The organism is Serratia marcescens, from assembly GCF_006715005.1.
Taxonomy (GTDB): Bacteria; Pseudomonadota; Gammaproteobacteria; order Enterobacterales; family Enterobacteriaceae; genus Serratia; species Serratia montpellierensis.
On record NZ_VFMJ01000001.1, the window covers coordinates 4,774,600 to 4,796,565 of the forward strand.

At 60.6% G+C, this 21,966-nt stretch carries 14 protein-coding genes; 6 read left to right on the plus strand and 8 right to left on the minus strand.

Going from position 1 to position 21,966, the window contains the following annotated elements:
• Positions 1-9: 9 nt before the first annotated feature.
• Positions 10-1,332 carry an MFS transporter gene (locus FHU12_RS23125; protein ID WP_004929985.1) on the minus strand — a complete coding sequence of 441 codons (1,323 nt, stop codon included), beginning with the start codon at positions 1,330-1,332 and terminating at the stop codon, positions 10-12.
• 328 nt (positions 1,333-1,660) lie between these two features.
• On the minus strand, positions 1,661-2,680 hold the full coding sequence (yhjD, locus tag FHU12_RS23130; RefSeq protein ID WP_019455255.1) for an inner membrane protein YhjD: 1,020 nt from the start codon (positions 2,678-2,680) through the stop codon (positions 1,661-1,663).
• 342 nt (positions 2,681-3,022) lie between these two features.
• Here yhjD and FHU12_RS23135 point away from each other — a divergent pair, with 342 nt between their 5' ends.
• Entirely contained in the window at positions 3,023-3,889 is an 867-nt protein-coding gene (locus FHU12_RS23135) for a crotonase/enoyl-CoA hydratase family protein (RefSeq protein ID WP_141971995.1), read from the plus strand.
• Between the two features lie 16 nt (positions 3,890-3,905).
• On the opposite strand, the gene pdeR is transcribed toward FHU12_RS23135, so the two are convergent.
• A complete protein-coding gene (gene pdeR, locus FHU12_RS23140; RefSeq protein ID WP_141971997.1) occupies positions 3,906-5,900 on the minus strand; it encodes a cyclic di-GMP phosphodiesterase in 1,995 nt (664 codons plus the stop codon).
• 536 nt (positions 5,901-6,436) lie between these two features.
• Here pdeR and spy point away from each other — a divergent pair.
• A complete protein-coding gene (gene spy / locus FHU12_RS23145) occupies positions 6,437-6,925 on the plus strand; it encodes an ATP-independent periplasmic protein-refolding chaperone Spy (RefSeq protein WP_141971999.1) in 489 nt (162 codons plus the stop codon).
• 92 nt (positions 6,926-7,017) lie between these two features.
• Here spy and FHU12_RS23150 read toward each other — a convergent pair whose 3' ends face one another.
• The gene (locus FHU12_RS23150; protein WP_141972001.1) at positions 7,018-8,235 is read right to left on the minus strand and encodes a Tm-1-like ATP-binding domain-containing protein; all 1,218 of its coding nucleotides are present in this window, start codon (positions 8,233-8,235) and stop codon (positions 7,018-7,020) included.
• Positions 8,236-8,499: 264 nt separating this feature from the next.
• Here FHU12_RS23150 and FHU12_RS23155 point away from each other — a divergent pair, with 264 nt between their 5' ends.
• The 4 genes from FHU12_RS23155 (at position 8,500) to FHU12_RS23170 (ending at position 17,166) form a co-directional block, all read left to right on the plus strand.
• Positions 8,500-9,138, plus strand: a complete 639-nt coding sequence (locus FHU12_RS23155) for a TetR/AcrR family transcriptional regulator (protein WP_141972003.1) — start codon at positions 8,500-8,502, stop codon at positions 9,136-9,138.
• Positions 9,139-9,531: 393 nt separating this feature from the next.
• Positions 9,532-12,642, plus strand: a complete 3,111-nt coding sequence (locus FHU12_RS23160; RefSeq protein WP_185742343.1) for an autotransporter serine protease — start codon at positions 9,532-9,534, stop codon at positions 12,640-12,642.
• Positions 12,643-12,838: 196 nt separating this feature from the next.
• Positions 12,839-15,859 (plus strand): autotransporter outer membrane beta-barrel domain-containing protein, encoded by a 3,021-nt coding sequence (locus FHU12_RS23165; RefSeq protein ID WP_376698870.1) that lies wholly within the window; start codon positions 12,839-12,841, stop codon positions 15,857-15,859.
• Between the two features lie 455 nt (positions 15,860-16,314).
• Complete coding sequence (locus FHU12_RS23170) at positions 16,315-17,166, plus strand: helix-turn-helix domain-containing protein (RefSeq protein WP_141972005.1); 852 nt, start codon at positions 16,315-16,317, stop codon at positions 17,164-17,166.
• On the opposite strand, the gene FHU12_RS23175 is transcribed toward FHU12_RS23170, so the two are convergent.
• The 4 genes from FHU12_RS23175 to FHU12_RS23190 form a co-directional block, all read right to left on the minus strand.
• Positions 17,156-18,940 (minus strand): ATP-binding response regulator, encoded by a 1,785-nt coding sequence (locus FHU12_RS23175; RefSeq protein ID WP_141972007.1) that lies wholly within the window; start codon positions 18,938-18,940, stop codon positions 17,156-17,158. The genes FHU12_RS23170 and FHU12_RS23175 overlap by 11 nt on opposite strands.
• Positions 18,937-19,431 carry a putative pterin-binding protein gene (locus FHU12_RS23180; protein ID WP_141972010.1) on the minus strand — a complete coding sequence of 165 codons (495 nt, stop codon included), beginning with the start codon at positions 19,429-19,431 and terminating at the stop codon, positions 18,937-18,939. The genes FHU12_RS23175 and FHU12_RS23180 overlap by 4 nt, the downstream gene beginning before the upstream one ends.
• 157 nt (positions 19,432-19,588) lie before the next feature.
• Complete coding sequence (gorA, locus tag FHU12_RS23185; RefSeq protein WP_025304617.1) at positions 19,589-20,941, minus strand: glutathione-disulfide reductase; 1,353 nt, start codon at positions 20,939-20,941, stop codon at positions 19,589-19,591.
• 130 nt (positions 20,942-21,071) lie between these two features.
• Positions 21,072-21,914 (minus strand): 23S rRNA (adenine(2030)-N(6))-methyltransferase RlmJ, encoded by an 843-nt coding sequence (locus FHU12_RS23190; protein WP_141972012.1) that lies wholly within the window; start codon positions 21,912-21,914, stop codon positions 21,072-21,074.
• Positions 21,915-21,966: the final 52 nt, after the last annotated feature.

Genomic DNA, 21,966 nt, shown 5'->3' on the forward strand with positions numbered 1-21,966 from the left:
CGCAGGGGATCACAGCGACTGGTGGCGGGTTTCTTTCATCAGCAGCAGGGCCAGCAGCGTCAGCCCGGCCATTGCGGCCAGGTACATGCCGACGTAGAACAGCCCGTAGTGGGCCGCTAGCCAGGTGGCGATATAAGGCGCCACGGACGCGCCGAGAATAGACGCGACGTTGTAGGAGAACGATGCGCCGGTATAGCGCACTTCGGTCGGGAACAGCTCCGGCAGCAGCGCGCCCATCGGGCCAAAGGTCAGCCCCATGATGCTCAGGCCGCACAGCAGGAAGCCCATCACCAGCGCCTGGTTGCCGGAACCCAGCAGGGTCGGGAACAGGAACGCGAAGCCGATCATCAGCAGGGTAATGGCGATCATGGTCTTGCGGCGGCCGAACGCGTCCGCCAGCAGGCCGGCGATCGGCACCATCACGCCGAAACCGATCACCGCCACCATCAGCATCCACAGGAAGCTGTTGCGGGAGTAGCCGAGGCCCAGCGGCTGCGGCGCGGTGCCATAGGTCATCGAATACACCGTCATCAGATAAAACAGCGTGTAGGTCGCCAGCATGATGAAGGTGCCGAGGATGGTGGCTTTCAGATGCTTGCTCAGCAGCGTGCCGAGCGGCACTTTCACCTGTTTGCCGGCCTTGGCCACTTTGGCGAACACCGGCGTTTCATGCAGCGATACCCGAACGTACAGGCCAATCAGCACCAGCGCGGCGGAGAGGATGAACGGCACGCGCCAGCCCCATTCCATAAACTGCTGGTCGCTCAGCAGCCAGGAGAGCAGCAGGAAGGTGCCGTTAGCAAAGAAGAAGCCGATCGGCGCGCCCAACTGGGGGAAGGAGCCGTACAGCGCGCGCTTTTTGGCCGGTGCGTTCTCCGTCGCCAGCAGAGCGGCGCCGCCCCATTCGCCGCCAAGCCCCAGGCCCTGCCCGAAGCGCGCCAGCGCCAGCAGGATAGGGGCGAAGATGCCGATGGTTTCATAGCTCGGCAGCAGGCCGATCAGCACGGTGGAAATCCCCATGGTCAGCAGCGAGGCGACCAGCGTCACCTTGCGCCCCACGCGATCGCCGAAGTGCCCGAACAGCGCAGAGCCGATAGGGCGTGCGACAAAGGCGACGGCGAAGGTGGCCAGCGACTGCAGCGTCGCGGTGGTCGGGTCGCCCTGTGGGAAGAAAATATGCGGGAACACGATCACCGCGGCGGTGGCGTAGATGTAGAAGTCGAAGAACTCGATGGCGGTACCGACCAGCGAGGCGACGATGACCTTCCCGCGGGAGTTCACCGGTGTGGACGCGTCGTCGGCGTCGAGTGGGGGTGCGATGGTGGCTTGCATAATATTTCTTATTGTTGGAAGGGGTAAAAATCCATCTTAGTGACAGCATTCGGCCTTTTCAACGCGGGAACTTTGGGCAATGGCCCCGCTAACCGGTTAAAAAGACTAATGTTTTATCTGGCTTCTTTTCTGCAGCGTTAAACGTTGAGAAAGGGCTTTCGTGCAGAGGGAATGGCTGTAAAAGCGGCAAAGAAAAGTGAGTGTGCAGTTTGTTATGCTGGTTTTTCGGATCGCATACCGCGTTATTTAGACGTATTGACTGGTTTTCTGGTTTATATATAGATGAAAATGCCGGCGAGTGCGATAACACCGGCACGATTGCATGGCTTCAGCGCGCCGGCGGTTCGCGTTCCGGCAACGCTTTGTCGCCTTTGTAGTCGGCGGTGGCGATCCAGGCGGCGCAAAACAGCGTCAAACGGGCGAAGAAGTAGAAGAACGCCATCAGCCCGATCACCGATCCGAAGGCCGCGCCAGAAGGCGACTTCGCCACCTGCGGCAGCGTCATGGTCATCACGAACTTGATCACCTCAAAGCCGATGGCGGCGAGCAAGGTACCGCGCAGCAGCGCTTTTTTCTTCGGTTTGTGGCGCGGCAGCATCCAGAAAATCCACAGGAACAGCAGATAGTTGGCGAAAATCGAGATCGACAGCGCGATCAGCGTCAGCGCCGGCCGCAGCCATTCGATGCCGTCCAGCCCCAGCGCATTGACGATCGCCGCCTGCGCCGACCCGGCGACCGAGGTCAGCGACAGCGTAATGATCAGCGCGACCACCAGGCCGGTCAACGAGATGAAGTCGCGGGTGTACTTGAAGTAGATTTTCTCCTGATCCTGCGGATTGCGCTCCCAGACATCGCGCGACTGCGCGCGGATCGCCTCGCGCAGGTTGCCCATCCAACTGATGCCGGAATAGAGCGCCAGCGCCAGGCCGGTCAATCCCACGGTGGTACGCTGTTGAATGGCGGTGTTTACGGTGTTCTTCAGCGTGCTGGCCAGCGTCGGATCGCTGATGCTGCCGACGATGCGGTTGATCAACCGGGCCAGCAGATCCGGGTTTGAGGCCAGCACGAAGCCGGCGGCGGCGAACGACACCATCAGGATCGGGATCAGCGAGAGGAAGGAAAAATAGGTGATGGCGGCGCCGAACTGGCTACCCAGCCGATCGTTAAAGCGTTCGGCGGCGCGCAGCAGGTGCGCCACGCTCGGCCAGGCTTTGATGCGTTCAATCAGACGTGAAAAGCCGCCGATGCGGCGGTCGAGGGTCTCATGGCCGGTCTTGATGGCGATAAGCGGCTTCGGCGGCGTGTCTTGTGCGGGCTGGCGGTGTTCCTGGTCTGGTCCTGTAGGCATTACTTCACGATATCCTTAACGTTAAACGGTATGTTTCAGCGTTGATTATAGCCAAAGCCCCGCGGCGTTTTGAGCGCCGGGGCGGCAAACGGTCATTTTCCGAGCTTAGCGCGTTAGCGCCCGGCATGAAATGCCGGGGAGGGACCGATAGGTAAAATTCCTATGAAAACCCCGTGGCGCCTCGGTTTTTTTCACTTCCCTACCTCCAATTTTTATCTGTTTCGTCGGTGAGAAAGCGTTTACTCATGATGTGGCGTCGCGCTTTTGCCGCTCGCCGCTCCGCTGCAGCCGTAGGGGCTGGAACGGTCTCATCCGTCATCAACAGAAAAACTGGAAGGTCTTATGAAATTGCTTAATCACCCCACCTGTCGTCCGTTTACCGAAGCGGGCAATCTGTCGCAGCTGTCCGCTTATTATGAAGAGGAGCGGCACATCATGTGGATGCTGCTGCGCGCCGCGCCGCGCCCCTGCTTCAACCAGGCGCTGATCGAAGACATCATGACGCTGGCGCAGGCGGCGAAGGAGTCTTCGCTGCGGTTCGATTTCTGGGTTACCGGATCGCTGGTGCCGAACATGTTCAACGTCGGCGGCGATCTGCAGTTCTTCGCCGAAGCGATCAAAAACCGCAAGCGTGAGGCGATGATGGCCTACGCGCGCGCCTGCATCGACTGCGTGCATGCGGCGGCGCGCGGTTTCGATACCGGTGCGATCAGCATTGCGATGATTGAAGGCAGCGCGTTGGGCGGCGGTTTTGAAGCGGCGCTGGCGCACCATTTCGTGCTGGCGCAGAACAATGCACGCATGGGGTTTCCGGAGATCGCGTTCAACCTGTTTCCCGGTATGGGCGGTTACTCGCTGGTGGCACGCAAGGCGGGCATGCGCTTGGCCGAGGAGCTGATTTGGGGCGGCGAGTCGCACACCGCAGAGTGGTTCGAGAGCCGTGGGCTGGTAGATCAGCTGTTCCAGCCCGGCGACGCCTACATGGCGACGCGCACCTTCATCGATACCATCCGGCCGAAACTCAACGGCATGCGCGCCATGTTGCGGGCGCGTCAGCGCGTGTTGCAGCTGACGCGTTCCGAGCTGATGGACATTACCGAAGATTGGGTACATTCGGCCTTTACCATTGAGGAAAAAGACCGCGCCTACATCGAGCGGCTGGTGATGTTGCAGGATCGTCATACCCTGAATCTGCGTCGTGCCGGCTAACGTTAACGCGCCCGCCTCACGCGGAGGGTGAGTGCGGGCGATAGGACTGCAGCCAATGCTCCAGCTGTTCCGGGAGCATTGGCCGCGCAAACAGAAAGCCCTGTTTTTCGTCCACGCCGACCTCGTCGAGGAAGTGATTTTCGCTCTCGGTCTCCACCCCTTCGGCGATCACCCGGAAGGCCAACGCCTCCGCCGCCGCAACGATCGCGCGTACCAGCGATTGCGATACCGGGTTGAAATTCACCCCGCGCACGAAGCTTTTATCCAGCTTGATGGCGTCCAGCGGAATACGCGCCAGCTGCGCCAGCGACGAATAGCCGGTGCCGAAGTCGTCGAGATGTACCTGCGCGCCCAGTTCACGCAGCCGGGTGATCAGCGCGCGTGCGCGGTTCTCGTCTTCAATCAGGCTGCTTTCGGTCAACTCGAAGTCCAACAGACAAGGGGCCATGCGGTGACGGCGCAGCACGCCGAGCAGATCGTTGACGATGCCGTCGTCGGCCAGCTGCCGGGCGGAGAGGTTGACCGCCACCCGCAGATTCAGTCCCTGCTCTTGCCACTGCGCCGCCTGGCCGGCGGCGGTCTGCAGCACCCATTGGCCCAGCGGGCCGATCAGGCCGGACTCTTCGGCATAGGAGATGAACTGCAGCGGCGGGATCAGGCCGCGCTCCGGCGAATCCCAGCGCACCAGCGCTTCCACGCTGTGCACTTCACCGCTGCGTGCGTCGATTTTCGGCTGGTAATACAGCACCAGCTGATTTTGCTCCAGGCCTTTGCGCAGATTGGTGTCCAGCCACATGTATTCGGCGACGCGCTTGTTCATCTCCGGCGAAAAGACGGTATAGGTGCGTTTGCCGTGCTCCTTGGCGACGTACATGGCGGTATCGGCGCTGCGGATCAGGCTGTCGAGATCGTTGCCGTGCTCCGGGCACAGCGCGATGCCGATCGAACAGCCGGTATACACCTCAATCAGGCCGATGCGGAAAGGGGTTTTCAGCCTGTCGATGATGCGCTGCGCCAGCGTTTGCAGGCGCTCGCGATCGGTATGTGGCGCCAGCACCAAGAACTCGTCGCCGCCGAGGCGGGCGAGCACCTGGTCCGGGCTCAGGCAGCCGAGGATCGCCAGCGCGACTTCGACCAGCAGCCGATCGCCGAACATATGGCCGTAGGCGTCGTTGACCTTCTTGAAGTTGTCGAGATCGAGGTACACCAGGCCGAAACTCTCTTCGCTGCGCGTGGCGATGGCGTGATTGATCTTATCCTGGATCGCGTTACGGTTCGGTAAGCCGGTGATGAGATCGGTGTTGGCCAGCACCCGCAGTCGCTCTTGCGCACGGCGCTCTTCGGTGATGTCGGTACCGGAACAGATAAGGTACACCTCGTTCTTGCCGCTGCCGCTGTGCACGAATTTATTGCGGAACAGGAACAGCCGTTCGCCCTTGACCGTTTTTACCCAGCGTTCCACCTCATAGGACGAACCGTTGCGGAAGAAGCCGGCGATGTTGCGCCGCGAAGCGGCGGCTTCTTCCGGGCTCATAAACAGCTGGAAAACGTTTTTGCCGATCACTTCGTGTTCGTGCAGCCCGGTGTACTCCTCGCTCAGCCGATTGAAGCGTTGGATGCGGCCGTGCTGATCGACGATCACGATCACCGAGTTGGCTTCGGATACCACCTGCTCGGCGAAGGAGAGGCCGTGCACCAGATCGCGCGCCACGGATTGAGTGTCGCTGAAGGCGGAAGCGGTGCCCGCCCATTCGAGATGGTTGACGCGGCGCCCCACCAGATGCAGATGCAGCGGTTCTCCGGCTAGCGTAATGGTCAGTTCAAGGCTGGCGGTGACGCCGGTCAGGCGGCGAATTTTCGCCGCTTCCATGGCGCTGAGCGCCACCGCGACGTGGGCTTTGCCCTTAACGGCGGATAGCTCCAGGGCATTGCTGTCAAACGCCAGCCGCCAGTGGGGGCTTTGGGTGCCGAAGTGGGCGTTAAGAAGCTCAGGGCCTTGGTCTGCGGGCATGATGATTCCTCAAAAGAGCACGGGCGGCCGGTCAGCACAGCTCCGGGGCAGCCTGTTGGCCCGAAAGTGGTCGCCGTGCGCATCTGTGCATCATATAACAGGTTTTCACAGGCGAGGCGGGTGATGGAAACTATTATATAAGCAATGATTAGTTTTGCGGTGTAAACGTCACCCGGCGGCCGGCTGTCTTAAAGTGTAGGAGAACATCGGATCCTGTGATGTTTGTACCGACCTCCCCCGCTATCGGAAAACGGTTGATGCAAGGTTGCCGTGGAGGCGAGTAAATTATAGCGGTGAGGGGAAAGCGGAAAAATAACTCCACCGGGGGGATTTTTACCGGGAAATTAAAATTTCCATCAAATAAACGCCATCTTCATAGTTTTCTCATAATTGGTGAATAAATCCGAGACGGGTTTTAAAAAGTTTACACACCCTCGCATTACTTGAATTTTATCAGCCTATTATTATCTCCGACGACGAATGAGCCTGTTAACGTACAGCGCTCCTGATGAAGAAAAACTTTTAAGGAAATGATTATGCGTAAATTGACGGCTTTATTTATTGCTTCCACGCTGGCTCTGGGTTCTGCTTCCGCGGCGTTTGCTGCAGATACGACGGCACCGGCGGCGGATGCGGCGCCGATGAAAATGATGCATCACAAGGGTGAAGGCAAGGGCGGCCCGTTCGCCGGACTGAACCTGACCGAGCAGCAGCGCCAGCAGATGCGCGATATCATGAAAGAGTCGCACCAGAAGCGCGGGCCGGGCATGAAAGAGGAACGCCAGGCGCTGCATAATCTGGTGGCTGCCGACAGCTTTGACGAAGCGAAGGCGAAAGCGCAAATTGACGCGATCGGCAAAGCGCAATCCGAACGCATGCTGGAACGCGCCAAAGCGGAAAATAAAATGTATAACCTGCTGACTCCTGAGCAGAAAAAACAATACAATGAGAATTATCAGAAACGCGAGCAAAAGATGATGGACCATATGAATAAAATGAAGGAGCAGATGTCCTCCGGTCAGTAATATCCGCTCGCGGTGAATAAAAAAGGGCCAGACTATTTGTCTGGCCTTTTTTATTTGGCGTTATCACCGGCAGGTTCTTCAGTGAGAGATAATCATTCCCCGCCGACAATGTGCCGGAACTGTTCGGCAACGGCCTGTGCAAAGCGCGGGTCATTGATATGGTAAGGCGTTTTTATTAACTGGCGTTTATCGGTGGCGTACACCGTCTCCTCCAGCGCTTGGGTAAAGGCGGCCAGCGCCGCCGGATCCCAGAACGGTTGCCCCGGTGCATCCAGAGCCGACACACCACCCGCCGGGATCACGAAACGCACGTCGCCCGCGCAGGCGTTGATTTTTTCGCCCATCCAACGCCCGATTAACGCGCTTTCCCGCGCGCTGGTACGCACCAGCGTCACTTGCGGATTGTGATGGTGGCGCAGGCGGTTGGCATAGCGAGCCGGCACCGTATTCGGCGCGCCGAAGTTGATCATGTCGATCGCGCCGCAGGAGAGCACGCACGGGATGCCGGTTCGCGCGATGGCCCCGAAACGATCTGCATTACAGGGCAGCATACCGCCAAACAGGTAATCGGCCACTTCGGTGGTGGTCAAGTCGATGGCGCCGCGCAGTTGGCGGCTATCGATCAGTTTTTCCAGCGCTCTGCCGCCGCTGCCGGTGGCGTGAAACGTCAGGCAATCCCATTGCGGCTCAAGGTCGGCAACCAGCGCCTGAATGCAGGGCGTGGTGACGCCAAACATCGTCAGGCCAATCGCGGGCTTGTCGTCGGGATAGTCGACGGCGGCGAAGCGTACTGCCCCGGCTATCTGGCGCGCCGCGTTGCCGAGCACCCGTCGCGAGATGCGGTTCAGACCGGCGAGATCGGTGACCGAATACAGCATATTGATGTCACTGGCGCCGACATAGGCGGAAACGTCTCCCGCTGCCATGCTTGAGACCATTATTTTCGGTAGGCCGATCGGCAGTTGCTGCATGGCCGGCGTGATGATGGCGGTGCCGCCGGAGCCGCCCAGACCAAGCAGGGCGGCGATATCGCGGCGCGTCAGGATAAAGCGTTCGAAAGCGATCGCCATGGCCGCGATCGCCTGGCCGCGACTGGCGCAAAAGACCGCACCGGCGCCTGCCGGATGATGGCGGGCAACGTCCTCTGGGCTGATATCGGCCGGGGAGTCAAACGGCAGACTACGGGTGGAGAGATCGACGGTTCGTGTGGGTAAATCCAGGCTGGTAATCAGCCGGCGCACATACTCCAACTCTTGTCCTTTGGTATCTGCTGTGGTAGCAATATAGACAAAATTTGAAGTGTCTTTCATGTTTCTTCCTGGGGTGTTTCTAATTTTTATTTAAAAATTATTTAGTTATATTTTTTAGGGTGCCCTGGTGTTGGCGTTTAAATTAAATTGATTAATGTATTTATATAATGAGACGGCAGTATCATTTTTGCAAGGGCAGCGCAGTGCAAAATGGGACTCCTGTCTCATTTTTGAGCTTTTCAGCGCGGCTGACCCTTTGTCGTCAACCTGTCGGCAGTGGCGTATCTCCTGCCGCGCAAGCGTGTACAGATGTATGAGGTTTAAGTGCCGATAAATGCTTTTCCTACCCCGTCCGACCTTTCTCTGACCTCCGCTCGGGCGAAAACCCATCGTTTGTTGCTGGCCAGCGCAATGACGCTGTATGGCGAGGGAGCATTTCCTTCAATCACCGATCTGGCGGCGCATGCGCAGGTATCCCGCGCGACCGCCTACCGCTATTTCCCGACCCAAAGTGCGTTGATTACTGCGGTGGTGGCGGAAAGTCTGGGGCCTATTCTGGAATGGCGCCCGCAAGACGACGATGCCCTGAAGCGTATTCAGCAGCTGCTGACCTTCGCTTATCCCCAGATGGAGCGGCATGAGGGGGCGCTGCGCGCCGCCTTGCAACTCTCTTTACAGCAGTGGGCGCATGCGACGCCGGGCGAAAAATTTGTGCGCGGCAACCGCAAGCGGCTGCTGACGCTGGCGGTAGAACCGTTGCAGGGCAAACTGCCGCCGGATTCTATACAGAGAGTGATTCATGCTTTCTCGCTGATTTACGGTTCTGAGGTGTTCCTGGTGCTGAAAGATATCTGGGGACTGGAGCTTGGGGGGATCCAGGATGTCACGCAATGGATGGCCAAAGCCATCCTGCGTCAGGCGGAAGAGGATGCGATGCACAGCAAAAAAACATCAGCAGGATAATCCAATTTTTGCCGGTGCCTGAGTGAAAAGCCAGCATAATTCACTGAGTAAATATTGGTAAAAGTTATAATTAAAAGTGATAAAAAGCGCCTGTTAAGCACTTTTCAGGCGACCGATCCCTACGTCTATTTTTAATGAAATAGTATTATTTATCATTATATTGAATTGCCTTTTTCCTGCTGATTAACGCTGCCCCAGCGCTGAGAAAAAACATTGTCTTCCCTTATCGCTCCTCACCTGATTCACCCCTGAAACTTTCTCTCCTCCCTCCTGACTGCCGGATGACACATTAAGCGCACTTGAGATTGTTGTGCTTTATTTATTTGGTGTTACCAAACTGTTACACAAAAAATCTTATAAAACATTTGCAAACAACAACGGACGGTATCTGGGATGGAGAAGAAACGTAGAGGAGTCAAATCCGCTCGGGCGGCCTTCGGCTGGCCTGAAATCGGAGTTCATCGCGCACAATGGAGCGCGCTGCTGATCTGCCTGACGGCGATCGGCGGGGCGCAGGCGGCCACCTATATAGAGAACGGCAAAGCGGGCGATCCGGCCAGCTGGCGCAGCAGTGAGTTCAACGCGGAATGGGGGCTGGGGGCGATCCACGCCGACCAGGCCTACGCCGCCGGTTATACCGGCAAAGGCATCAAACTCGGCATTTTCGATCAGCCGGTCTACGCCAAGCACCCCGAGTTTTCCGGTCCTGATAAGGTGATCAATCTGGTTACCCATGGCACCCGCGAATACACCGATCCCTATATTCCGGTGAAAAAAGGCGATGACTTCCGCTATGACGGAACCCCGAGTGTGGACTCTGACGGTACGCTCGGCTCGCACGGCACCCACGTGGGCGGCATCGCCGCCGGCAGCCGCGACGGCGGCGCCATGCACGGCGTGGCGTTCAACGCGCAGATCATCAGCGCGGAAAACGGCGACCCCGGCCCGGAGGACGGCATCATCCTCGGTAACGACGGCGCGGTTTACCAGGCCGGCTGGGAGGCGCTGGTGGCCAGCGGCGCGCGCATCATCAATAACAGCTGGGGCATCGGCATTACCGATAAATTCGCCAAGGGAGGCAAAGATCCCGCTTATCCTCATTTCACGGTCGACGATGCGCAAAAGCAGTTCGATCAGATCAAGGTTATCTTGGGCACCAAGCCCGGCGGCGCCTATCAGGGCGCGATCGACGCGGCGCGCAGCGGCGTGGTCACCATCTTCGCCGCCGGTAACGATTACAACCTGAACAACCCGGACGCCATGGCCGGCCTGGCGTATTTCGTGCCGGATATCGCGCCGAACTGGCTGTCGGTCGCCAGCCTGCAGGATCCCACCAATACCGGCGATTACAGCATCAGCACCTTCTCTTCCCGCTGCGGCTATACCGCCAGTTTGTGCGTCTCGGCACCGGGTACCCGGGTGTACAGCTCGGTGATTGAAGGCACCAGCGTGGAGAATCTGACGACTGGCTACGCCAAATACAGCGGTACCTCGATGGCGGCGCCGCACGTGGCCGGCAGCGTTGCGGTGCTGATGGAGCGTTTCCCGTATTTGAATGGCGCACAGGTGGCGGAAGTGCTGAAAACCACCGCCACCGACATGGGCGCGCCGGGCATCGACGCGCTCTACGGCTGGGGGATGATCAATCTGGGCAAGGCCATCAACGGCCCGGGCATGTTGGTGACCGCTGAGGATATTCCCGAAGAGTTCCGTATCCCGGATCCGACGGGCGTGGCTTATGGTCCGACCCAGTTCGTGGTCGATCTGCCGGGCGTCGGCGCGGTGCTGGACCAGGGTAAACCGACCGAGCGCGTCTGCAGCAGCGATCTTTGCGGCCTGGACTTCTGGAGCAACGACATCTCCGGCCACGGCGGCCTGACCAAGCAGGGCATCGGCACCCTGGTGCTGACCGGTAACAACACCTATGCCGGCCCGACGCTGGTCAATCAGGGGCGGCTGGCTGTCAACGGTTCGGTCACCTCGGCCGTCAGCGTGCAGAGCGGCGGTATTGTTGGCGGCAGTGGCACGGTCGGTTCGCTGACCGCCCGTGATGGCGGCACCGTGGCGCCGGGCAACTCGATCGGCACCCTGAACGTGGCGGGCAACGTCAGCTTCGAGCCGGGCTCGCGCTACGCGGTGGAAGTGGGCCCGAACGGCCAGAGCGATCGGATCCAGAGCAGCGGATCGGCGACGATCGGCGGCGGCGAGGTGGCGGTGACGCTGGAGAACAGCCCCAACCTGCTGACGCAAAGTGAGGTGCGCAGCCTGCTGGGCCAGCAGTACACCATCCTGACTGCGCAGCAGGGGGTGAGCGGGCAGTTTGACGCGGTGGCGCCGAACTACCTGTTCCTCGGCACCGGGCTGAGCTACCAACCGACCGGGGTGACGCTGAGCGTCGGGCGCAACGGCACGAGCTTCGCCAGCGTGGCGCAGACCTCGAACGAGCGGGCGGTGGCGGCGTCGGCGGATGCGCTGGCGGCGGGCAACCCGGTGTACGAGAGCCTGCTCACCAGTGGCACGGCAGGTGAAGCGCGGCAGGCGTTCCGTCAGCTGTCGGGGCAAATCCATGCGGATATCGCGTCGGCGCTGGTGAACGACAGCCGCTACCTGCGTGAGGCGCTGAACGGGCGTCTGCGCCAGGCGGAAGGGCTGGCGAGTTCGTCGGCCATCAAGGCGGACGAGGGCGGGGCCTGGGCGCAGCTGCTGGGGGCGTGGGACCACGCGTCGGGCGACGCCAACGCCACGGGTTATCAGGCCTCGACCTACGGGGTGCTGGTCGGGCTGGACTCGGCGGCGGCGGACGACTGGCGGCTGGGGGTGGCGACCGGCTACACCCGCACCTCGCTGCACGGCGGGTACGGGTCGAAGGCGGACAGCGACAACTACCACCTGGCGGCGTACGGCGACAAGCAGTTCGGGGCGCTGGCGCTGCGTGGCGGGGCGGGCTACACCTGGCATCGCATCGACACCAAACGGTCGGTGAACTACGGGATGCAGTCGGACCGTGACACGGCGAAGTACAGCGCGCGCACCGAGCAGCTGTTCGCGGAAGCGGGCTACAGCGTGCAGGGCGAGTGGCTGAACCTGGAGCCGTTCGTGAACCTGGCGTACGTGAACTTCGAGAACAACGGCATCGCGGAAAGCGGCGGCGCGGCGGCATTGCGCGGCGACAAGCAGCACACGGATGCGACGGTGTCGACGCTGGGCCTGCGTGCGGACACCGAATGGCAGGTGAGCGCGGGCACGACGGTGGCGCTGCGCAGTGAGCTGGGGTGGCAACACCAGTACGGCGGGCTGGAGCGAGGCACCGGGCTGCGGTTCAACGGCGGCAACGCGCCGTTCGTGGTGGACAGCGTGCCGGTCTCGCGTGACGGGATGGTGCTGAAGGCGGGAGCGGAAGTGGCGGTGAACGAAAATGCCACGCTGTCGCTGGGCTACGGCGGGCTGCTGTCGCAAAACCATCAGGACAACAGCGTCAACGCCGGCTTCACCTGGCGTTTCTAAGCAACATTGACTCAATCCTTGTACGGGAACCGTCTGCGGGCGGTTCCTTTTTCACATCCTGCTAATGAGAACCCGGCGCACCTGGGGCGTCGGCCAATAACAAGCAAAAGGTAAGGAAATGACAACAACAATGGGTTTTGATAGCAAAGGAAACGCTCGCCGCTCGCCGTGGCGGCTGAACGCGCTGGTCTGCTGCATGGCGCTGGCGGGGTATGCACAGGCGGCGCCGCACGAGGTGAACGGCCAACCCGGCGATCCGGCCAGCTGGCGCAGCGCCGAATTCAACGCCAACTGGGGGCTGGGGGCGATCCACGCCGATGAGGCCTACGCCGCCGGCTATACCGGCAAAGGGCAGAAGGTGGGCATTTTCGACACCCCGGTCAACCACCATCCCGAGTTCGCCGGCGACGGCAAACTGATCAACGTGGTCACCGAAGGCTACCGCGCCTACACCGATCCGCATCGGCCGGGCATTAACGCCGGCGATCGCTTTTACTTTGACGGCACCTTCCATTTCTATAGCGGGGCGACATTGAGCAATCATGGGGTGCACGTCGCGGGGATCAGCGCGGCGAACCGCGACGGCATCGGCATGCACGGCGTGGCCTTCGATTCGCAGGTGATCAGCGTCGATAACGATAACGACGGCCCGGCCTACGGCGAATTCCTCGGCCTGGACGGCGCCGTCACCAATGCCGGCTGGCAGGCGATGATCAACAGCGGTGCACGGGTGATCAACAACAGCTGGGGCGTCAGTATTCCCGATTTCCTGTCCGACGGCGGCCGCGATCCTAACGCGCTGCACTTTGAGCTGAAGGATGCGCAGGAACAATTCGATCAGGTCAAACCGCTGCTCGGCAGCCTGGCCGGCGCAGGCTATCAGGGCGCGATCGATGCGGCGCGCAAAAACATTCTGGTGCTGTTCGCCGCCGGCAACGACGGCAACTACAACCAGCCGGATGTGATCAGCGGGCTGGCCTACTTCGTGCCGGACATCGCGCCGAACTGGCTGTCGGTCGCCAGCGTGGCGCAGGATGCGGCATCGACCAACAGCGTGCCTTACACCATCAGCAGCTTCTCTTCCCGCTGCGGCTATACCGCCAGCTTCTGCGTCTCGTCGCCGGGCAGCAAAATCTACAGCACCGTGGCCAACGGTTCCGATCCGGCCAATCTGGTGTCGGACTACGGCAATAAAAACGGCACCTCGATGGCGACGCCGCACGTGACCGGCGCGGTGGCGGTGTTGCTGCAGCGCTTCCCGTACATGAGCTCGGCGCAGATTGCCGACGTGCTGAAAACCACCGCCACCGACATGGGCGCACCGGGCATCGACGCGCTCTACGGCTGGGGGATGATCAACCTGGGCAAGGCCATCAACGGCCCGGGCATGTTCTATACCGTCGAAGATATTCCTGCGGAGTTCCGCATCCCGGATCCGACGGGCGTGGCCTATGGCCCGACCCAGTTTGTCGCCAATATTCCGGGGAGGGGCGCCGAGGTGGATGCCGGTACACTGCACGCCAGGAAATGTGATGACTTCCACTGTGGATGGGAAATCTACTCCAACAACATTTCCGGCCACGGCGGCCTGACCAAAGAGGGCGCGGGAACCCTGGAGCTGACCGGCACCAACACCTATGCCGGCCCGACGCTGGTCAATCAGGGGCTGCTGGCCGTCAACGGCTCGGTCACCTCGGCCGTCAGCGTGCAGAACGGCGGCATCGTCGGCGGCAGCGGCACGGTCGGTTCGCTGATCGCCCGTCAGGGCGGCACCGTGGCGCCGGGCAACTCGATCGGCACCCTGAACGTGGCGGGCAACGTCAGCTTCGAACCGGGGTCGCGCTACGCGGTGGAAGTGGGCCCGAACGGCCAGAGCGATCGGATCCAGAGCAGCGGATCGGCGACGATCGGCGGCGGCGAGGTGGCGGTGACGCTGGAGAACAGCCCCAATCTGCTGACGCAAAGCGAGGTGCGCAGCCTGCTGGGCCAGCAGTACACCATCCTGACTGCGCAGCAGGGGGTGAGCGGGCAGTTTGACGCGGTGGCGCCGAACTACCTGTTCCTCGGCACCGGGCTGAGCTACCAGCCGACCGGGGTGACGCTGAGCGTTGGGCGCAACGGCACGAGCTTCGCCAGCGTGGCGCAGACCTCGAACGAGCGGGCGGTAGCGGCGGCGGCGGATGCGCTGGCGGCGGGCAACCCGGTGTACGAGAGCCTGCTTACCAGCGGCACGGCGGGCGAGGCGCGGCAGGCGTTCCGTCAGCTGTCGGGGCAAATCCATGCGGATATCGCGTCGGCGCTGGTGAGCGACAGCCGCTACCTGCGTGAGGCGCTGAACGGGCGTCTGCGTCAGGCGGAAGGGCTGGCGAGCTCGTCGGCCATCAAGGCGGACGAGGGCGGTGCCTGGGCGCAGCTGCTGGGAGCGTGGGACCACGCGTCGGGCGACGCCAACGCCACGGGTTATCAGGCCTCGACCTACGGGGTGCTGGTCGGGCTGGACTCGGCGGTCGCGGGCGACGGGCGGCTGGGGGTGGCGACCGGCTACACCCGTACCTCGCTGCACGGCGGGTACGGGTCGAAGGCGGACAGCGACAACTACCACCTGGCGGCGTACGGCGACAAGCAGTTCGGGGCGCTGGCGCTGCGTGGCGGGGCGGGCTACACCTGGCATCGCATCGACACCAAACGGTCGGTGAACTACGGGATGCAGTCGGACCGTGACACGGCGAAGTACAGCGCGCGCACCGAGCAGCTGTTCGCGGAAGCGGGCTACAGCGTGCAGGGCGAGTGGCTGAACCTGGAGCCGTTCGTGAACCTGGCGTACGTGAACTTCGAGAACAACGGCATCGCGGAAAGCGGCGGCGCGGCGGCATTGCGCGGCGACAAGCAGCACACGGATGCGACGGTGTCGACGCTGGGCCTGCGTGCGGACACCGAATGGCAGGTGAGCGCGGGCACGACGGTGGCGCTGCGCAGTGAGCTGGGGTGGCAACACCAGTACGGCGGGCTGGAGCGAGGCACCGGGCTGCGGTTCAACGGCGGCAACGCGCCGTTCGTGGTGGACAGCGTGCCGGTCTCGCGTGACGGGATGGTGCTGAAGGCGGGAGCGGAAGTGGCGGTGAACGAAAATGCCACGCTGTCGCTGGGCTACGGCGGGCTGCTGTCGCAGAACCATCAGGACAACAGCGTCAACGCCGGTTTCACCTGGCGCTTCTGACCTTCAACGGTCATCACAATGACAACGGAGCCGGCATGCCGGCTCCGTTTTTATTTGCGGCTGCGAGGTGAGTCCGTATGATGGCGCGGCGCCAGGGCAATAAAAAACCGGGACCCTGACGGATCCCGGCTCAAAAGTGGGTAAAACAGATTAGCGCTAAAGGCTCAAGCCCCGTTTTGCTTGTGCAGTCCGAGCGATGTGATCATCGTCTCAGTAGCGGCAACGGAACAAATTTTCCCTGGTGTTACTATGGTTATTATTAAAAAACGTGCTGGTGTTATTTTTTATAGTGTATTGCTGTATGTCTCTTTTGATACCATGTTTGACGATGCAACATGGTATGTCAAGCAACGTTTTTAACGCATAATTGCATCAGATGCTAGTTTTAGATGTGGCTTTTTCAGCGGAAATAATCAAAACGACTGATAAATCAGTAAAAAAAATCGAAGGAACAAATGGATAACAATCACCAAAAATTCGATTCACAGTCGATTGCCAATCGGGTCAGAGAGCTGTTTTTACATTACGGGATTGGAAAACGTCAGCATGCCCGAGAGCTCAGCCGCATCTTGGATCTGAGTTTTTCACATGCGCACCGCAAACTGAAAGGGCAAAGCCCCTGGACGCTGGAACAGATCAACAGCGTCGCGGCCGCGCTGGGAGAAACGCCGGCGGCGATCGCCGATTTGAGCGCCGAACACGAGACGCCCGAACCCAACATGGCGCGCGATGCCATCTTTGTCGTGGCGGGGGTGGCGATACCTTGCGTCGGGCACATCGGCGATGAGCTTCCTGCCGGGCGGCCGGCGGAATTTGTGGCGCTGCGCGTGGAAGGACAGTGGCATATCTATCGCGCCGATGAGGCACCGGCAGGCCCGCGTTACGGCGTCGATTTGATCGAAATCCGGCCCGGCTACGGCGACGACGAGCGGCTGAGCATTGCGGTATTGGACGATTCGCATCAGGCGGCCGATGAGCTGGCCAAGTACCTCGGCGGCTGCGGTTTCAACGCGGTGGCGTTTTATGACGTCGACAGCTTCTGCCTGGCGTTGCAGCAAAGCCTGTTCGACGGCTACGTGGTGGACTGGCTGATCGGTGAGGAAACGGCGGATCGCTGTATTGCCACTATCCGCGCCTCCGACAACCCGGATGCGCCGGTACTGGTGCTGACCGGGGAGCTGGGGACCGACCGACGCGAGTCGGAGATCGCTCAGGCGATGCGTGAGTATGACGTGCTCGGCCCTTATGAAAAGCCGGTGCGGCTCCATGTGATCGAAGCCGCACTGCAACGCTGTTTTAATCTTTAGCGGGGAACACCTCGGCCAGCGCACTCGACAGCGCATCCAGCCGGACCGGCTTCATTAGGTAGTTGTCGAACAGGGCGCGCTGGTCCGCCGTCAGCTGCTCCGGCGTGTAGGCGCTGATGCCGATGATCGGCACATGGCGGTTGGGGCCGCGACGGTTGCGCAGCTGCCTGGCCAGGGCGGCACCGTCGATGCCCGGCATTTGCAGATCCAGCAACAGCGCGTCGTAAGGGCGTCTAAGCAGCTTCTGCAACGCGCGTTCCGGCGAGTCACACAGTTCGTGCTGATAGCCCAACTTGTCCAATAGCGCCGCAAAGGCGTCACCCACCGACTTGTTGTCATCCACCACCAGGACCTGCTGCGGCTTCTGCTGCAAAGAGGCATTGGCGGCGGCGGGTTCGTCGGCACGTTCGTCTTCACTGATCTGCACCGGAATACTGACGATAAAGGTGCTGCCCTTCTTGATTTCGCTGTACACCGTGATGGTGCCGTCGAGCAATGTCACCAGGCCGTGCACGATCGCCAGCCCCATTCCCACGCCCGCATATTGCTTGGTATGCGACTGATCCAGCTGGGTAAAGGGTTTGAAGATCTGATCGAGCTGGTCTTTTTCGATACCGATACCGGTGTCGGTCACTTCGATGATCAACGAACTGCCGCCGGGTTGGCGGCGCAGGCAGCTGTGCAGCGTGATGCTGCCGCTTTCGGTGTATTTATAGGCGTTGGTCAACAGGTTGACGATAATCTGCCGGATGCGCAGCGGATCGGAGTGCACCAGCAGGTGGCTGCACTCCACTTCGCAGCTCAGTTTGACCTGCTCTTTGCGGGTCAGGGTGGCGATTTCGTTGGCGGTCTCCGCAATCAGCTTCTGCGCGTCGAATGGCACGATGCGCAATTCCATCATGCCGCTGTCGAGGTGCGCGTAGTCGGTCAGATCTTTCATCTGGCTTTCGATTTGCTGCGCGGCGGTCTCCAGCCGTTGGAAGGTATCCGCATGCTCCGCCGACACCCGGGTATTCACCAGCACGTCGATGGCCGACATAACGCTCTGCAATGAGGTGCGCAGCTCGTGGCCGATCGCGCCGAGGAAAGCATTTTTGGTGCGGGTCGCTTTCTCCGCCTCAATCGCCTTGGCCTGTTGGCGAATGGTCAGCCGCTGCTGGCGGAACACGATCAGGGTGATGGCGATCAACGCAATCACCGAGAACATGACGATCACCAACCCATAGAAAATGATGTGCCGTTTCTCGATGTAGTCCTCATAGGCGGCGGTACGCTGCTTCACCTCGGCGTGGTCGGTCAGGTTGGCCATTTCGATAGAATAAGGCTTGATGGCCTTCATGGCGGCGAAAACCTGGTCGAAGTCGATTTTCGGGCTGTCCAGCAGCTTATCGATGCGATCCATCTGCAGACGCATCTGTTTGACCACTTCCGGGTAACCCGGCTCGGCGTACAGCGGCTGGGTCGATTCGGAGACGGTTTCCAGCACGTAAAAGCGCGAATAGAGGATTTCGAACCGCAGCCGCAGATTGTCGTTGTCCACCTGCGGCGCGTGGCTCTGCTGCTCGACGAAGGTGTCGAATTCCGCCAGCTTGATGGAGAACTTGGCGATCGACCACGAGTAGTTCTCCTGCGTGCCGGCAATGGCATACAGCCCTTTCTTCGACAGGGTGGCGCTGTAGTAATAGAGCGTGACGGTCGACGCCACCAAAAACAGCGCGGCGAAGATGGCCGGGATCGCCAGTCTGCTGCCGTTCTTAAAGGTCGTCAGCTTCATTTGATCACGATCCTGTCGACTTGCCAGATAAAGCGCGAGTTGTATAACGGCGAGTTCAACTCTGGCCCGGCGGCATCCCGCGGGTACACCAGGAACAGCGGGCCGAAGTTTCTGAGTTTCAACATCTCCCCGTCCATCTTGTAGGCCAGGATCATGTTGTACTTCTTGACGTCGGACAGCGGCACGTCGATGTAATAATCGTTCAGCGCGTAGAAGGTCAGCGTTTCGCCCTTGGCGCCGACGCGCTCCAGGATGTCAGCCACTGAAATCCCTTCAAACTTTCTCTGCGGTGTCCAGGAGGTGGAGGTGGTGATGCTGTGCAGCGGCATCGCCAACAGTTGCTTGTCGGTGAACAGATAGCTTTTTTTGACCGGGTCGGTCACGTTGTCGATCTTGCCCGCCACTTCCAGGGTAAAGCTGAGCGCGCTGCTCTGGGCGATAATCAGGGCCACGCAGGCCATCGCAAGGGTTTTGCATAGTTTGAACAGCATAGGTGTTCTCCAGAGGCGCGGGGAGGTTGTATCAGTCCCGCTAATTTATCAGGCAGAATAATGGCAGAAAAAGCAGGCGGGTGCGAAGGGAATAGTAAACCGCACAAAAAGAACAGGCCGGTATTTACCCGGCCTGTGAGTGGGCTAACCGCAGGGGTTAGCGCATGGTGACGAACTCTTCCGCCGCAGTCGGGTGGATCGCCACGGTGTTGTCGAAGTCCTTCTTGGTGGCGCCCATCTTCACCGCCACCGCGAAGCCCTGCAGGATTTCGTCCATGCCGAAGCCGATGCCGTGCAGGCCGACGATCTTCTCTTCTTTACCCGCGCACACCAGCTTCATGCGGCACGGCTGACGGTGCTGCGTGACGGCGCTGTACATGGCGGTGAAGGAGGATTTGTATACCTTCACGTTGTCCGCGCCGAATTTCTCGATGGCTTCCGGCTCGGTCAGGCCGACGGTGCCGATCGGCGGGTGGCTGAACACCACGGTGGCGATATTGCTGTAATCCAGGTGTTCGTCCGGCTTGTTGTTGAACAGGCGCTCGGACAGGCGGCGGCCGGCGGCCACGGCGACCGGGGTCAGCTCTACCGCGCCGGTGTTGTCGCCCACCGCGTAGATGCCTTTGACGTTGGTGTTCTGGAACTTATCGACGTCAATGTAGCCTTGCTCGTTGGTCTTCACCCCGGTAACGCCAAGGTTCAGGTTGTCGGTCGCCGGTTCGCGGCCGATGGCCCAAATCAGGCAGTCGACGGTGAATGCCTTGCCGTTTTCCAGCTGCAGCGTCAGGCTGCCGTCGGCGTTCTTGACGATCGCTTTCGGCACCGATTCGGTGTGCAGGCTCGGCCCTTCGGTGTTCATCACTTCCACCAGGGTTTCGACGATCATCGGATCGAAGCTGCGCAGCGGCGCGTGCTTGCGCACGAACAGGTGCGTTTCCGCGCCCAGCGCGTTCAGCACGCCGGCGATCTCCACGGCGATATAGCCGGCGCCGACTACGGCGACGCGCTTCGGCATGGCGTCCAGCTCAAAGAAGCCGTCGGAGTCGATGCCGTATTCCGCACCCGGAATAGCCGGATGGCTCGGGCGGCCGCCGGTGGCGATCAGGATGTGGTCGGCGGTGATGGTCTCGCCGTTCACTTCCACGGTGTGCGCATCCACGAAGCGTGCGAAGCCTTTGATCACGTCGACCTTGTTCTTGCCCAGCACGTTATCGTAGGAGTTGTGGATGCGATCGATATAGGCGGTGCGGTTGGCGACCAGCTTCTTCCAGTCGAAGGCGTTGACGGTGGTGTCGAAGCCGTAGTCCGGGCCGTACTGATGGATGGCCTCGGCGATCTGCGCCGCGTGCCACATGACTTTTTTCGGTACACAACCCACGTTTACACAGGTGCCGCCCAGCTCTTTGGCTTCAATCAGCGCACACTTTTGGCCGTACATGGCTGCCCGGTTGATCGATGCGATACCGCCGCTGCCGCCGCCAATTGCTAGATAATCGTAATGTTTCGTCATCTGGGATTTCCATGAGTTGTGAATTTGAAGAGGGTAAGAGTTTAACGCCTGACCGGGGTTTGTCGCAAAGATTGCGTCGATGGCTGCGATAGGTGGACGCAGGGCGCGGCGAACCGCGCCCTGCTGGGGATTATTCCGGTACCACCCAGTTCACCAGATGGTGACCGATGCCCGACGGCACCAGCACCTTGTGCAGCCACGGCAGCACGTTTTTCATCTGCTGTTCCAGCTTCCACGGCGGGTTGATGACGATCATGCCGGAGGCGGTCATGCCGCGCTGATCGCTGTCGGGTTTCACCGCCAGTTCGATCTGCAGAATGCGGCGAATGCCGGTGGCTTCCAGATCGCGCAGCATGCGTTTGATCTGCTGGCGCATCACCACTGGGTACCACAGCGCGTAGGTGCCGGTGGCAAAGCGCTTGTAGCCTTCCTGAATGCCTTTCACCACGTCCTGGTAATCGGTCTTCATTTCATACGGCGGATCCATCAGGATCAGGCCGCGGCGCGACAGCGGCGGCAGCTGGGATTTCAACTGCTGATAGCCGTCGGCGCGCTGCACTTTGGCGCGTTCGTCTTTCTGGAACTCGCTGCGCAGCAGCGGGTAGTCGCTCGGGTGCAGCTCGGTCAGGTGGATTTTGTCCTGCGGGCGCAGCAGCTGGCGGGCGATCAGCGGCGAACCGGGATAGTAGCGCAGCGTGCCGGAACGGTTGAAGTTGTGCATCACGCTCATGTAGGCCGCCAGCTCTTCCGGCAGATCGTCGCGCTGCCACAGCAAGCCGATGCCTTCCAGGTATTCGCCGGTGCGCTCGGCGTGTTCGCCGCTGAGCTGATAACGGCCCGCGCCCGAGTGGGTATCCAGATACAGGAACGGCTTCTCTTTTTCCTTCAGCGACTCGATGATCAGGCTCTGAACGGTGTGTTTGAGCACGTCGGCGTGGTTGCCGGCGTGGAAACTGTGGCGATAACTTAACATGACGGGTGGCGGTTCCTTGTGCTCCGCAGGCGGAGCATTCAATGCAATAAGG

Coding starts and splice junctions, on each gene's coding strand:
- FHU12_RS23125 (WP_004929985.1), bottom strand. CDS start 1,332: ATGCAAGCCACCATCGCACCCCCACTCGACGCCGACGACGCGTCCACA.
- yhjD (WP_019455255.1), bottom strand. CDS start 2,680: ATGCCTACAGGACCAGACCAGGAACACCGCCAGCCCGCACAAGACACG.
- FHU12_RS23135 (WP_141971995.1), top strand. CDS start 3,023: ATGAAATTGCTTAATCACCCCACCTGTCGTCCGTTTACCGAAGCGGGC.
- pdeR (WP_141971997.1), bottom strand. CDS start 5,900: ATGCCCGCAGACCAAGGCCCTGAGCTTCTTAACGCCCACTTCGGCACC.
- spy (WP_141971999.1), top strand. CDS start 6,437: ATGCGTAAATTGACGGCTTTATTTATTGCTTCCACGCTGGCTCTGGGT.
- FHU12_RS23150 (WP_141972001.1), bottom strand. CDS start 8,235: ATGAAAGACACTTCAAATTTTGTCTATATTGCTACCACAGCAGATACC.
- FHU12_RS23160 (WP_185742343.1), top strand. CDS start 9,532: ATGGAGAAGAAACGTAGAGGAGTCAAATCCGCTCGGGCGGCCTTCGGC.
- FHU12_RS23165 (WP_376698870.1), top strand. CDS start 12,839: ATGGCGCTGGCGGGGTATGCACAGGCGGCGCCGCACGAGGTGAACGGC.
- FHU12_RS23170 (WP_141972005.1), top strand. CDS start 16,315: ATGGATAACAATCACCAAAAATTCGATTCACAGTCGATTGCCAATCGG.
- FHU12_RS23175 (WP_141972007.1), bottom strand. CDS start 18,940: ATGAAGCTGACGACCTTTAAGAACGGCAGCAGACTGGCGATCCCGGCC.
- FHU12_RS23180 (WP_141972010.1), bottom strand. CDS start 19,431: ATGCTGTTCAAACTATGCAAAACCCTTGCGATGGCCTGCGTGGCCCTG.
- gorA (WP_025304617.1), bottom strand. CDS start 20,941: ATGACGAAACATTACGATTATCTAGCAATTGGCGGCGGCAGCGGCGGT.
- FHU12_RS23190 (WP_141972012.1), bottom strand. CDS start 21,914: ATGTTAAGTTATCGCCACAGTTTCCACGCCGGCAACCACGCCGACGTG.